Annotated in this window: 10 protein-coding genes and 1 tRNA gene; all 11 read left to right on the top strand. The window is 44.4% G+C overall.

Translation table 11 applies throughout. The features are described from left to right. Positions 1–88 precede the first annotated feature (88 nt). The 11 genes from BEL04_RS10135 to BEL04_RS10085 all read left to right on the top strand — a co-directional run bounded on the left by BEL04_RS10135 (position 89) and on the right by BEL04_RS10085 (position 13,042). Positions 89–159: transfer RNA gene (locus BEL04_RS10135), tRNA-Trp, on the top strand. A 22-nt stretch (positions 160–181) separates the two neighbouring features. Next, entirely contained in the window at positions 182–376 is a 195-nt protein-coding gene (gene secE / locus BEL04_RS10130; RefSeq protein WP_066002941.1) for a preprotein translocase subunit SecE, read from the top strand. A 13-nt stretch (positions 377–389) separates the two neighbouring features. Then, positions 390–932, top strand: coding sequence for a transcription termination/antitermination protein NusG (gene nusG, locus BEL04_RS10125; RefSeq protein WP_066003619.1), 543 nt, complete (start codon positions 390–392; stop codon positions 930–932). Between the two features lie 186 nt (positions 933–1,118). Beyond that, complete coding sequence (gene rplK, locus BEL04_RS10120) at positions 1,119–1,562, top strand: 50S ribosomal protein L11 (RefSeq protein WP_066002939.1); 444 nt, start codon at positions 1,119–1,121, stop codon at positions 1,560–1,562. Positions 1,563–1,585: 23 nt separating this feature from the next. Continuing rightward, positions 1,586–2,284: a 50S ribosomal protein L1 gene (rplA, locus tag BEL04_RS10115; RefSeq protein WP_066002937.1), complete on the top strand. Its 699-nt coding sequence runs from the start codon at positions 1,586–1,588 to the stop codon at positions 2,282–2,284. A gap of 2 nt (positions 2,285–2,286) precedes the next feature. Next, positions 2,287–2,805, top strand: a complete 519-nt coding sequence (gene rplJ, locus BEL04_RS10110) for a 50S ribosomal protein L10 (RefSeq protein ID WP_066002933.1) — start codon at positions 2,287–2,289, stop codon at positions 2,803–2,805. 65 nt (positions 2,806–2,870) lie between these two features. Next, entirely contained in the window at positions 2,871–3,254 is a 384-nt protein-coding gene (rplL, locus tag BEL04_RS10105) for a 50S ribosomal protein L7/L12 (RefSeq protein WP_066002931.1), read from the top strand. A 216-nt stretch (positions 3,255–3,470) separates the two neighbouring features. Next, positions 3,471–7,274, top strand: a complete 3,804-nt coding sequence (gene rpoB, locus BEL04_RS10100) for a DNA-directed RNA polymerase subunit beta (protein ID WP_066002930.1) — start codon at positions 3,471–3,473, stop codon at positions 7,272–7,274. Between the two features lie 82 nt (positions 7,275–7,356). After that, complete coding sequence (gene rpoC, locus BEL04_RS10095) at positions 7,357–11,640, top strand: DNA-directed RNA polymerase subunit beta' (RefSeq protein WP_066002929.1); 4,284 nt, start codon at positions 7,357–7,359, stop codon at positions 11,638–11,640. A gap of 69 nt (positions 11,641–11,709) precedes the next feature. Continuing rightward, positions 11,710–12,021 carry a DUF3467 domain-containing protein gene (locus BEL04_RS10090; protein WP_066002927.1) on the top strand — a complete coding sequence of 104 codons (312 nt, stop codon included), beginning with the start codon at positions 11,710–11,712 and terminating at the stop codon, positions 12,019–12,021. A 214-nt stretch (positions 12,022–12,235) separates the two neighbouring features. Further along, entirely contained in the window at positions 12,236–13,042 is an 807-nt protein-coding gene (locus tag BEL04_RS10085) for a polysaccharide biosynthesis/export family protein (RefSeq protein ID WP_066002921.1), read from the top strand. Position 13,043 lies beyond the last annotated feature (1 nt).

Here is a 13,043-nt window from a genome sequence, read left to right as displayed (position 1 = left end):
TAAGGAACGGTTAATTTTTAGTGCAAAAAGTACCGGGAAAGCTTCCCGGTACTTTTGCTCTAATAGATGATCGCCCAAAAAATAATAAACGGGAATAGTTCAACGGTAGAATAGAGGTCTCCAAAACCTTTGATCAGGGTTCGAATCCTTGTTCCCGTGCTACAGAGAGAGAAGAAACAAAATGGCTAAAGTAACTGAGTATATCAAAGAATCGTACGAAGAGTTGACCCAGAAGGTAACCTGGCCAACCTGGAGCGAATTGCAAAGCAGCGCAGTGCTGGTTTTGGTTGCTGCTATTATTATAGCGCTGATCATCCTGGCCATGGATTCGCTCTTTGGCAATGCGTTACATTATTTTTATAAATCATTAGCGTAATATTTTAATGCAGATGACAGATCAATTGAAATGGTACGTGGTGAGAGCCATTAGCGGTAAAGAAAAAAAGGTTAAACAATATATAGATGCCGAAATTAATCGTTTAGGCATTTCGCATTTGGTACCACAGGTGTTAATACCGATGGAAAAATATTACCAGATGCGCGACGGTAAAAAAATAGCCAAAGAGCGTAACTACTTCCCTGGTTATGTGTTGATGGAAGCAGCGCTTGATGGTGAGTTGGAGCACATTATTAAAAACATTAATAGTGTGATCGGTTTTTTGGGCGATAAAGCAGGTAACGCTATCCCGTTGCGCCAGTCGGAAGTTAACCGCATTTTAGGTAAGGTTGACGAGATGACCGCACAGGGCGAAACCATGAACGTACCTTATTACATCGGCGAAAACGTGAAGGTAATGGATGGTCCGTTCAATGGCTTCAGCGGTGTTATCGAAGAAGTGAACGAGGAGAAAAAGAAACTGAAAGTAATGGTAAAGATATTCGGCCGCCGTACACCGCTCGAATTGAATTACATGCAGGTAGAGAAAGAATAGTTTGGTGAGTGGTGAATAGTGAGTAGGGAATCATTACTTGCAGCCACAGCCAACGAAAAAATATAAAGGTGTGATGATTTGAGAATTAAAGAGCTAATCACTCGCTATTCACAACTCACCACTCACAAAGGCAAATGTTACATAGCTTCCACTACTAACATTGAGTATTAAATAAAGTAAATTAAAATGGCAAAAGAAGTAGGTGCGTTAGTAAAACTACAGGTTAAAGGCGGCGCAGCAAACCCATCTCCACCAATAGGCCCGGCACTGGGTGCTAAAGGTGTAAACATCATGGAGTTTTGCAAGCAGTTTAATGCCCGTACCCAAGACAGGCCAGGTAAAGTGTTACCGGTGGTAATCACCGTGTATGTCGACAAATCTTTCGACTTTATCATCAAAACTCCACCCGTTGCTATCCAGTTGCTGGAAGCCACAGGTTTAAAGAGTGGTTCGGCAGAGCCCAACCGTAAAAAAGTATCGAGCGTAAGCTGGGCACAGGTTGAGACAATCGCCAAAGATAAAATGACAGATTTGAACGCGTTCACAGTAGAGTCGGCCATGAAAATGGTTGCCGGTACCGCACGCAGTATGGGAATTACCGTTTCTGGTACAGCGCCCTGGAATAATTAATTCATTAAAATCAGTTTAAGACAGTGGCAAGATTAACAAAAAATCAAAAAACGGCACTCTCCAAGATTGAGGTTAATAAAGCGTATTCTTTACAGGATGCATCGGCTTTGGTAAAAGATATTACGACTACCAAGTTTGATTCATCAGTTGATATAGATGTTCGTTTAGGTGTCGATCCGCGTAAAGCCAATCAAATGGTGCGTGGTATTGCAACCTTACCTCATGGAACCGGCAAAACTGTACGTGTATTGGTACTTTGTACTCCTGACAAAGAGCAGGAAGCCAAAGACGCAGGTGCAGATTATGTAGGCTTGGACGATTACATTGCCAAGATTGAAGGTGGATGGACTGATGTTGATATTATCATCACTATGCCGAGCGTTATGGCTAAGGTAGGTAGATTAGGCCGTGTGCTTGGTCCGCGTAACTTAATGCCTAACCCTAAATCGGGTACAGTAACTACCGAAGTTGGTAAAGCTGTGACCGAGGTAAAAGGTGGTAAGATCGATTTCAAGGTTGATAAAACCGGTATCATCCATGCCTCAATAGGAAAAGTATCTTTCCCTGCTGAAAAAATTTATGAAAACGCTTTGGAAGTTATCCAAACCATTTCAAAATTAAAACCATCAGCAGCAAAAGGAACATATTTCAAGAGTATTCACATCTCTTCGACTATGTCTCCCGGAATCGAAGTTGAAACTAAAACAGTAGCGGGGATCTAATCATGAATAAAGAAGAAAAACACGACGTTGTTCTCGCCCTTGCTGAACAAATGAAAGAGTACGGTAACTTCTATATTACCGATACCTCAAACTTAACAGTTGCAAAAATTAACGATATCCGTCGTAAATGCTTTGAAAACGACATCAAGATCCAGGTAACAAAAAACACCCTGATTAAAAAAGCTATGGAAGCCGTGGGTGGCGATTTTACCGATATCTATGGCGTTTTAAAAGGTTCGTCATCGGTTATGTTCTCAAAATCAGGCACTGCCCCGGCAAAACTGATCAAACAGTTACGTAAACAAGGTGATAAACCGGTTTTAAAGGCAGCCTACATTGATTCGGCCGTATTCATCGGCGATAATCAATTAGACGCCCTGGTAAACCTGAAATCGAAAGAGCAATTAATCGGCGAGATCATTGGCTTATTGCAATCGCCAGCTAAAAATGTTCTTTCTGCTCTTCAATCGGGCGGTACAACAATAGCCGGCTTAGTTAAAACTTTACAAGAAAGAGGTTAATTGGTCGCCTCAGTAAACAGACCAGCATTAAAAAACAAAAGCATTAAAAATTAAAATTTACAATAATGGCAGATTTAAAAGCGTTTGCTGAACAGTTGGTAAACTTGACAGTAAAAGAAGTAAACGAACTAGCTCAGATCTTAAAAGACGAGTACGGCATTGAGCCGGCAGCAGCAGCAGTTGCAGTAGCAGCAGCCCCTGCAGGTGGCGGCGACGCTCCGGCAGCAGAAGCAGTACAAACTGCATTCGACGTTATCCTGAAAGAAGCTGGTGGTCAGAAATTAGCAGTTGTTAAACTGGTAAAAGACTTAACCGGTTTAGGTTTGAAAGAAGCTAAAGACTTAGTTGACGGCGCTCCAAAAGAGTTGAAAACCGGTGTAACTAAAGAAGAAGCTGAGAGCCTGAAAAAACAATTAGAAGAAGCAGGTGCTGTTGTTGAGGTTAAGTAATTTAACCCAACTTTAGTTTAACAATAAAGACTCCGACCATGGATTTGGTCGGGGTCTATTGTCGTTTATATTGCATACATCTCCGGCGAATGAGATTTGAGTGCCGGGATATTATGCAAAGGTGTTGCCAGTCAGCTGTTTAGCTTGGTCAGCACATCCAAATACTCATATCTCACATCTCAAATAAGGTTACTAATAAAATTAAATTATAATACCTTGGCAAACGAAATAAATCAAAGAGTAAACTTTGCAACCAGCAGGAAAGTGTTAGACTATCCTGATTTTCTGGATGTTCAGTTACAATCATTCCAGGAATTTTTTCAATTACAAACTACTTCGGATAACCGTCATAAAGAAGGCTTATTTAAAGTATTTGCCGAAAATTTTCCGATCTCAGATTCGCGTAACATCTTTGTTCTCGAGTTTCTGGACTATTTTATCGATCCGCCACGTTACGATATACAAGAGTGTATCGAGCGCGGGTTAACCCACAGCGTGCCTCTGAAAGCCAAATTACGTTTATCATGTAATGACGAGGAGCACGAAGATTTTGAAACGATAGTACAGGATGTTTACCTGGGTACCATCCCATACATGACTCCGAAAGGTACCTTCGTTATCAATGGTGCCGAGCGCGTAATTGTATCGCAGTTACATCGTTCGCCAGGTGTGTTTTTTGGCCAAAGCCGCCACACCAACGGTACCAAATTATACTCGGCCCGTGTAATACCTTTCAAAGGTTCGTGGATCGAGTTCGCTACAGACGTGAACAACGTAATGTATGCCTACATCGACCGTAAGAAAAAATTCCCGGTTACCACCCTGTTGCGCGCCATCGGTTACGACTCGGATAAAGACATCCTCGAGTTGTTCGAACTGGCCGACGAGGTAAAAGTGAGCAAATCGGGCCTGAAGAAATTCATCGGCCGCAAGCTTGCTGCAAGGGTGCTTAAAAAATGGGTTGAAGACTTTGTTGACGAGGATACCGGTGAGGTAGTTTCGATCGACAGGAACGAGATCATTTTAGAGCGCGAAACCGTACTGGAAGACGATCATATAGATATGATAATCGATGCCGGTGTTAAAACCATCATCCTCAACAAGGAAGATAACACCACCAGCGGCGATTATACCATCATTTACAATACTTTACAAAAAGATACTTCTAACTCAGAGAAAGAAGCCGTTGAGCATATCTATCGCCAGCTGCGTAACGCCGAACCACCTGATGAGGAAACCGCACGTGGTATTATCGACCGTTTGTTCTTCTCTGATAAGCGATATGACCTGGGCGATGTGGGCCGTTACCGCATCAACCGTAAACTGAAGCTGACCACACCGATGGAGGTGAAGGTTTTAACTAAAGACGATATCATCGCCATTGTTAAATACCTGATCAAACTGATCAACTCCAAAGCTGAGGTCGATGATATCGACCACTTGTCGAACCGCCGTGTACGTACCGTTGGTGAGCAATTGTACGCACAGTTTGGTGTAGGTTTGGCCCGTATGGCACGTACCATCCGCGAGCGTATGAACATCCGCGACAACGAGGTATTTACCCCGACCGACCTGATCAACGCGCGTACCTTATCATCTGTGATCAACTCGTTCTTCGGAACAAACCAGTTATCACAGTTCATGGATCAAACCAATCCGCTGGCGGAGATCACGCACAAGCGTCGTCTGTCGGCCTTAGGCCCCGGCGGTCTGTCGCGCGAGCGTGCAGGCTTCGAGGTTCGCGACGTTCACTACACCCACTACGGTCGTCTGTGTACTATCGAAACTCCCGAAGGTCCGAACATCGGTCTGATCTCTTCATTGTGTATCCACGCTAAGATCAATAACCTTGGTTTCATCGAAACACCATACAAACGTGTTGAAGATGGCAAGGTAATGATGAACGAAGACGTGATCTACCTGTCGGCAGAAGACGAGGACGGTAAAACTATCGGCCAGGCCAACGCTGTATATGACGACAATGGTAACTTTGCTACACCACGTGTTAAAGCACGTTTCGAGGGCGACTTCCCGATCATCGAGCCAACCAGGCTGGATTACATGGATATCGCACCTAACCAGATCACGTCTATCGCGGCATCGTTAATTCCGTTCCTGGAGCATGATGACGCTAACCGTGCGCTGATGGGATCGAACATGCAACGCCAGGCCGTACCGTTATTGCGCCCTGAAGCGCCTATAGTAGGTACAGGCTTGGAAGGCCGTGTGGCAAAAGACTCCCGTACGCTCATCAACGCCGAAGGCGATGGCGTGGTTGAGTATGTTGATGCTACTGAGATCCGTATTAAATACGATCGCAACGAAGATGACCGTTTGGTATCTTTTGAAGGCGACAGCAAATCATACCGCTTAATCAAGTTCAAGAAAACCAACCAAAGCACCACCATCAACCTGAAGCCTATCGTTAGAAAAGGCCAGCGCGTTGAAAAAGGACAGGTACTTTGCGAAGGTTACGCAACACAAGACGGCGAGTTAGCGCTTGGCCGTAACATGAAGGTTGCTTTCATGCCTTGGCAAGGGTTTAACTTTGAGGATGCGATCGTGATCTCTGAGCGTGTGGTATCGCAGGATATCTTCACTTCGATCCACGTTGAAGAGTTTGAACTGGAAGTTCGCGATACTAAACGTGGTGAAGAGGAATTGACACCTGATATCCCGAACGTATCTGAAGAAGCTACCAAGGACCTCGACGAAAACGGTATCATCCGCATAGGCGCCGAAGTTAAAGAAGGCGATATCCTGATCGGTAAGATCACGCCTAAAGGTGAGTCTGACCCTTCACCGGAAGAAAAACTGTTACGTGCGATATTTGGTGATAAAGCAGGCGACGTGAAAGATGCATCATTAAAAACCCCGCCATCAATCAGCGGCGTGGTTATTGATACCAAATTGTTCTCGCGTGCTAAAAAGACATCGAAAGCAGAAGAAAAAGCTGCCATCGATAAACTGGATACCAAACACGAAAAAGCTATTAAAGATCTGAAAAACCTGTTGGTTGATAAATTATTCGAGATCGTTAACGGCAAAACATCGCAAGGTGTATACAATGTTTATAAAGAACTGCTGGTAGCAAAAGGTGTTAAATTCACCCAAAAAATACTGATCGAGCTTGATTACAACAACATCAACCCAACAAAATGGACCACTGATGATGACAAGAACGAGCAGATCAAATTGTTGCTGCACAACTATAACATCAAAGTAAACGAGGAACTGGGCGCTTATCGTCGCGATAAATTCGCGATCAGCGTAGGTGATGAGCTTCCATCGGGTATCGTACAAATGGCTAAAGTTTACATCGCTAAAAAGCGTAAGCTTAAAGTAGGTGATAAAATGGCCGGCCGCCACGGTAACAAAGGTATTGTTGCCCGTATCGTACGCGATGAGGATATGCCATTCCTTGAAGACGGAACACCGGTTGATATTGTACTTAACCCGCTGGGCGTACCTTCGCGTATGAACCTTGGCCAGATTTACGAAACTGTATTAGGCTGGGCCGGTAAAGAGCTGGGCGTTAAGTTCGCTACCCCGATATTTGATGGTGCAAGTCACGAAGAAGTTGAGCACTGGATCAAAAAAGCAGGCTTACCTGAATCGGGCCGTACTTACTTACACAACGGCTTAACCGGCGATCGCTTCGATCAGCCAACCACAGTAGGTATTATCTATATGCTGAAACTGGGTCACATGGTTGATGATAAGATGCACGCACGTTCTATCGGGCCATACTCGCTCATCACACAACAACCATTGGGCGGTAAAGCTCAGTTTGGTGGTCAGCGTTTTGGTGAGATGGAGGTTTGGGCACTCGAAGCATTCGGTGCCGCCAATATCCTGCAGGAGATCCTGACTGTGAAGTCGGACGACGTTGTGGGCCGTGCCAAAACTTACGAGGCTATTGTAAAAGGCGAAAACCTGCCTACGCCATCGGTTCCTGAATCATTCAACGTATTGGTTCACGAGTTAAGAGGTTTAGGTTTGGATATCACATTAGAATAAGTTGCGGGTTGTGGGTTGTGAGTTGTCAGTTTAAAACTGGTAACCCGCAACTCGCAACTGACAACTCTAAAACAAAAGAGCTATGTCTTACAAAAAGGATAATAAAATCAAAAGTAACTTTACCACCATTACCATCAGTCTGGCCTCTCCGGAGTCGATACTGGAGCGTTCGAGCGGTGAAGTTTTAAAGCCGGAAACCATCAACTACAGGACCTACAAACCTGAACGCGATGGCTTATTCTGCGAGCGTATCTTTGGTCCGGTTAAAGATTATGAATGCCATTGCGGTAAGTACAAACGTATCCGTTACAAAGGTATCGTGTGCGACCGTTGCGGTGTTGAAGTAACCGAGAAGAAAGTACGCCGAGAGCGTATGGGCCACATCAACCTGGTGGTGCCTGTTGCGCACATCTGGTATTTCCGTTCGTTGCCAAATAAAATTGGTTACTTATTGGGCTTACCTACCAAAAAACTCGACCTGATCATCTACTACGAGCGTTATGTAGTAATCCAGCCGGGTATTAAAGAAGCCGACGGTATCAACAAAATGGACTTCCTTACAGAGGAAGAATACCTGGATATTTTAGATACTTTACCAAAAGAAAACCAGTACCTGGACGACAAAGATCCTCAGAAATTTGTTGCCAAAATGGGTGCCGAAGCTTTGGAGGAGTTATTGAAACGCCTGGAGCTCGACCAGTTATCGTACGATCTGCGTCACCAGGCCGCTAACGAAACCTCGCAACAACGTAAAAACGAAGCCTTAAAACGCTTACAGGTTGTGGAAGCTTTCCGCGATGCACAGGGCCGTATTGAAAATAACCCTGAGTGGATGATCGTGAAGATCGTTCCGGTTATCCCGCCGGAGCTGCGCCCGTTAGTACCGTTGGAAGGTGGCCGTTTCGCTACTTCGGATTTGAACGATTTATACCGTCGTGTGATCATCCGTAACAACCGTTTAAAACGTTTGATCGAGATCAAAGCGCCGGAAGTAATTTTACGTAACGAAAAACGTATGCTGCAGGAAGCTGTGGATTCGTTATTCGATAACTCGCGTAAAGTAAATGCCGTTAAAACCGAAGGTAACCGTGCGTTAAAATCCTTATCGGATATATTAAAAGGTAAACAAGGCCGTTTCCGCCAAAACTTACTGGGTAAACGTGTTGACTACTCCGCACGTTCGGTAATTGTTGTGGGCCCGAGCCTTAAACTGCACGAGTGCGGTTTACCAAAGGATATGGCTGCCGAGCTGTTCAAACCGTTTATCATTCGTAAAATGATTGAGCGCGGTGTGGTAAAAACAGTAAAATCAGCTAAAAAGATTGTTGACCGTAAGGATCCGTTAGTTTGGGACATCCTGGAAAACGTACTGAAAGGTCACCCAGTGTTACTGAACCGTGCGCCTACGCTGCACCGTTTAGGTATCCAGGCTTTCCAGCCAAAACTGATTGAGGGTAAAGCTATCCAGTTGCACCCGTTAACCTGTACGGCGTTCAACGCCGACTTTGACGGTGACCAGATGGCCGTACACGTACCGCTTGGTAACGCGGCAATTTTGGAAGCCCAGATTTTGATGCTTGCATCGCACAACATCCTTAACCCGGCAAATGGTACGCCGATCACCGTTCCTTCGCAAGACATGGTTTTGGGCCTGTACTATATCACCAAAGGCCGTAAAACCGATGCCGACCGCGTGGTAAAAGGCCAGGGCTTAAGCTTCTATTCTCCGGAAGAAGTGATCATCGCTTACAACGAGAAGAAAGTTGACCTGCACGCCTTTATCAAAGTAAAAGTAAACGTTAAAGAGCGCGATGGCAGCATCGTGAATAAATTAACCGAAACTACCGTAGGCCGCGTGTTATTTAACCAGCACGTACCTGAAGAGGTAGGTTACATCAATGAGCTTTTAACTAAAAAATCGCTTCGCGATATCATCGGTAACGTAGTAAAAGTTACCGGTATGGCACGTGCAGCGCAGTTTTTGGATGATATCAAAGAATTAGGTTTCCAGATGGCATTCCGTGGTGGTTTGTCGTTCAACCTGAAAGATTTGAACATACCTGCCGAAAAAGTAACCCTGATCGAACAAGCTTCGAAAGAAGTGGAAGAGGTAATGAACAACTACAATATGGGTTTCATTACCAACAACGAGCGTTACAACCAGATCATCGACGTTTGGACACGTATCAACAATCGCTTAACCGCGAATGTGATGGATATCCTCTCGAACGACAATCAGGGCTTCAACTCAGTATACATGATGCTGGATTCGGGCGCACGTGGTTCGAAAGAGCAGATCCGCCAGCTGGCCGGTATGCGTGGTCTGATGGCGAAACCGCAAAAATCAGGTTCGGGCGGCGAGATCATCGAAAACCCGATCTTATCAAACTTTAAAGAAGGCCTGTCGGTATTAGAGTACTTTATCTCAACCCACGGTGCCCGTAAAGGTTTGGCGGATACGGCGTTAAAAACAGCCGATGCCGGTTACCTGACCCGTCGTTTACACGACGTTGCACAGGATATGATTGTTGGCGACGTTGACTGCGGTACCCTGCGCGGTATTTATACCACAGCGTTAAAAGACAACGAAGACATTGTTGAACCATTATACGACAGGATTTTGGGCCGCACTTCATTACACGATGTGTACGATCCGATGACTAATGAGTTACTGGTATCGGCAGGTCAGGATATTGAAGAAGATATTGCCCGTAAAATACAAAACTCACCGCTGGAAGGTATCGAGATACGCTCGGTATTGACCTGCGAAAGCAAACGCGGTGTGTGTGCGTTGTGTTACGGCCGTAACCTGGCAAGCGGTAAACGCGTGCAGATGGGCGAGGCAGTTGGTGTAATTGCAGCACAGTCGATCGGTGAGCCGGGTACACAGTTAACCTTACGTACATTCCACGTGGGTGGTACCGCCTCGAACATCGCAGCCGAATCGCAGATCAATGCGAAGTTTGATGGTATCATCGAGTTTGAGAACGTACGTACCGTTGATTATAAATCGGAAGAAGGCGATGTTGAAGTAGTTCTGGGCCGTTCAGGCGAGTTCAGGATTATCGAACCTGGTACCAACAAGATTATTGTAAGCAACAACATCCCTTACGGCTCATATCTGTACGTAAAAGATGGCAGCAAGATCACCAAAGGCGATCGTATCTGTTCATGGGATCCGTACAACGCGGTAATTATATCCGAGTTTGCAGGTAAAGCGCAGTTCGAAGCTATCCAGGAAGGTGTTACTTTCCGTGAAGAGTCGGACGAGCAAACCGGTCACCGCGAAAAGGTGATCATCGATACCCGCGATAAAACCAAAAACCCGGTTATCCAGATCATGGAAAAAGGTACGATAGTTAAAGGTTATAACATCCCGGTAGGTGCTCACATCGCTGTTGATGAAGGTGATAAGATACAGACAGGCCAGGTTATCGCAAAAATACCTCGTTCAACAGGTAAAACCCGCGATATCACCGGTGGTTTACCACGTGTAACCGAGTTATTCGAAGCACGTAACCCATCGAACCCCGCTGTGGTAACCGAGATCGACGGTGTGGTAACTTTAGGTGGTGTAAAACGTGGTAACCGCGAGATCACCATCGAGTCGAAAGACGGCCAGATCAAAAAATATCTGGTACCGCTGTCGAAACACATCCTTGTACAGGATAACGACTTTGTGAAAGCCGGTATGCCATTGTCTGACGGTTCGATTTCGCCATCGGATATCCTGGCTATCAAGGGCCCTGCCGCTGTACAAGAATACCTGGTTAACGGTATACAAGAAGTTTACCGTCTGCAAGGTGTGAAGATCAACGATAAACACTTCGAGGTTATCGTTCACCAGATGATGCAGAAGGTTACCATCGAAGATGCGGGCGATACCCGTTTCTTGGAGAAAGAAGCCGTTGACGGTTGGGACTTTATGCAGGAGAACGACGAAATATTCGATAAGAAAGTAGTTGTTGATCCGGGCGACTCGAGCACATTGAAAGCTGGCCAGATCGTTTCGTTACGCAAACTGCGCGATGAAAACTCTGTGCTGAAACGCAAGGATATGAAACTGGTTGAAGTACGCGATGCTATCCCGGCAACTTCGAGCCCGATGCTGCAAGGTATCACCAGAGCATCATTGGGTACCAAATCGTTCATCTCGGCTGCATCCTTCCAGGAAACAACCAAGGTGCTGAACGAAGCCGCCATAGCCGGTAAGAAAGACAGCATGTTAGGTTTGAAAGAGAACGTAATAGTTGGTCATTTGATCCCGTCGGGCACAGGTTTACGTATGTACGAAAACATACGTGTTGGTTCGAAGGAAGAATTCGATCGTTTAATGGCTTCAAAATCAGAAGAAGTGGAAGCGTAATTTCCGTCTACAAATAAACTTTCAAAAGTCCTCTCTTTTACGGGAGGACTTTTTTATTTTTATACCATTATGGCAGAGCAAAACGATAACCAGATAAACATTGAACTGGCAGAAGAGGTTGCAGAAGGAACATATTCCAACCTGGCAATCATTACCCACTCAAACTCTGAATTTGTAATTGATTTTATACGCATTATGCCCGGTGTGCCTAAAGCCAGGGTAAAATCGCGCATCATCTTAACCCCGGAACATGCCAAGCGTTTATTGAATGCATTAAGCGACAATATTGAAAAATTTGAGTCGGCAAACGGACGTATTAATATACAGGATGAACATATTGGCTTCCCTATGAATTTTGGCGGTACCGTAGGCCAGGCATAGCGGTTAACTAAAGAATAAAATTACGCCCACATTTTATCAAAATCGCAATTTTAATTAAGAAAAAGTATAATTAATATTGAATATTGAGCTTTATTTTAAAAAAAACGAAGTTTTTATTTGAGGGCAATAGATATAATTCGTATATTGCGTCAAATCCCCTGAATTGGCAAAAAACATACAGTTTTGACCAGTATTTAAAACTTAGTACTACCTCATGCTTAAGCTTTACTCAAAAAACATATTAGTTGGTCATTTATTTGCCTTGGTTGTTATTGGTTTATGTTCCTGCGGATCGACCAAGCAACTCAAATATTTTCAGGACATCCCCGATTCTACAAAACTTGCTTCCATAAAGCTGGCAAATTTTACTATTCCGGTTATACGTCCTGATCAGGTACTTTCAATCAATGTTTATACTATCGACCTGGGTTCTACCCAAACCATCAATACTGTTAACACTACCGTTGTAGCTTCACAAACTGCGGTATTGGGTTTTGAATCGAGTGGTTACCTTGTTGATAAAGACGGATATGTTGAGTTGCCCGAATTAGGGAAAATTAAGGTTGAGGGCCTGACTATTGAACAAGCCCAGGTTGCAGTTAAAGAGCGTGCTACAAAGTATTTCAATGATCCCATTGTTATCATAAAAAACAAAAGCTTCAAAGTAACTTTTGTTGGTGAGTTTGCAAAGCCCGGCGCCTATATTATACCAAGCGAGAAATTTACTTTAGTTGATGCTATTGGCTTATCGGGCGGGTTAACTGATTTTGGCCAGCGGGATGATGTATTACTTTTACGCCAAAATGATAGCACGAAAACATTAAGTACCATCAGGCTTAACCTAAAAACCAGCGCGGTATTAAAGTCCCCATATTATTACCTGCAAAATAACGATGTTTTGATAGCGAACCCAAGCAAATCCAAAGGTATAACAACCGATCAGACATTTAACCGCTACTTAACATTGTATACCCTGGCTGGTTCGCTGTTAACCACAATTTTAGTTTTAATTAAAAGATAAA

The organism is Mucilaginibacter sp. PPCGB 2223, assembly GCF_001705515.1.
In the GTDB taxonomy this organism is placed as follows: domain Bacteria; phylum Bacteroidota; class Bacteroidia; order Sphingobacteriales; family Sphingobacteriaceae; genus Mucilaginibacter.
The sequence above is the reverse complement of the archived record's forward strand: the minus strand, read 5'-3'. Positions and strand labels throughout refer to the sequence as shown.

Excerpts from the sequence above, each read along its gene's own strand:
- rpoC (WP_066002929.1), top strand. The coding sequence starts at position 7,357 with ATGTCTTACAAAAAGGATAATAAAATCAAAAGTAACTTTACCACCATT.
- rplK (WP_066002939.1), top strand. The coding sequence starts at position 1,119 with ATGGCAAAAGAAGTAGGTGCGTTAGTAAAACTACAGGTTAAAGGCGGC.
- rplL (WP_066002931.1), top strand. The coding sequence starts at position 2,871 with ATGGCAGATTTAAAAGCGTTTGCTGAACAGTTGGTAAACTTGACAGTA.
- secE (WP_066002941.1), top strand. The coding sequence starts at position 182 with ATGGCTAAAGTAACTGAGTATATCAAAGAATCGTACGAAGAGTTGACC.
- BEL04_RS10085 (WP_066002921.1), top strand. The coding sequence starts at position 12,236 with ATGCTTAAGCTTTACTCAAAAAACATATTAGTTGGTCATTTATTTGCC.
- rplJ (WP_066002933.1), top strand. The coding sequence starts at position 2,287 with ATGAATAAAGAAGAAAAACACGACGTTGTTCTCGCCCTTGCTGAACAA.
- nusG (WP_066003619.1), top strand. The coding sequence starts at position 390 with ATGACAGATCAATTGAAATGGTACGTGGTGAGAGCCATTAGCGGTAAA.
- BEL04_RS10090 (WP_066002927.1), top strand. The coding sequence starts at position 11,710 with ATGGCAGAGCAAAACGATAACCAGATAAACATTGAACTGGCAGAAGAG.